Origin of the sequence: Actinotignum timonense (genome assembly GCF_030216305.1) — a bacterium.
GTDB lineage: Bacteria > Actinomycetota > Actinomycetes > Actinomycetales > Actinomycetaceae > Actinotignum > Actinotignum timonense_A.
Genome location: NZ_JASOKT010000035.1, coordinates 1 through 540, shown reverse-complemented (window position 1 = coordinate 540; position 540 = coordinate 1). Strand labels below are relative to the sequence as shown.

At 48.1% G+C, this 540-nt stretch carries 1 rRNA gene; it reads right to left on the bottom strand.

Annotation, left to right across the window (positions count from 1 at the left end):
• Nucleotides 1-471: 471 nt before the first annotated feature.
• Nucleotides 472-540, bottom strand: a 16S ribosomal RNA gene (locus QP305_RS08695); the annotation flags it as partial.

Below are 540 nucleotides of genomic sequence, written 5' to 3'. Positions count from 1 at the left end.
GGCATATCGCAGGCTACAACGTCCTTCTTCGGCCCATACGCACCAAGGCATCCACCAAACGCCCTACAACACCAAAAAACAAAACACAAGAAACTCAAAACAAAATCGTCAATTACGCAAAATCACAAACAAACACACAACCAAAACCAAAAAAGGCCCTGGCATAAACATGTTTGCCATATAAAGATGCTCACGCTCACTATGCGACAACCAACCACCACACCAACACCACAACCAACCAACAAAACAAACAGTCCCATCAGCCAGCCACGGGCAGTAACAGACAAGCTAGTGTCCGAATGCCTAACAGCACGCCCAACCACAACACACAAACAACCCCCACCACACAACACGATGAAAGCAACCTGCATGCCACACATTTTTTACGCGTCCCAAACACAAGAAACAAAACAAAAACAAGCAAACCCACAAACAGGCCCACCCATGCGTCCCTTGCAAAAAAATCCTTAGAAAGGAGGTGATCCAGCCGCACCTTCCGGTACGGCTACCTTGTTACGACTTCGTCCCAATCGCCAGCCC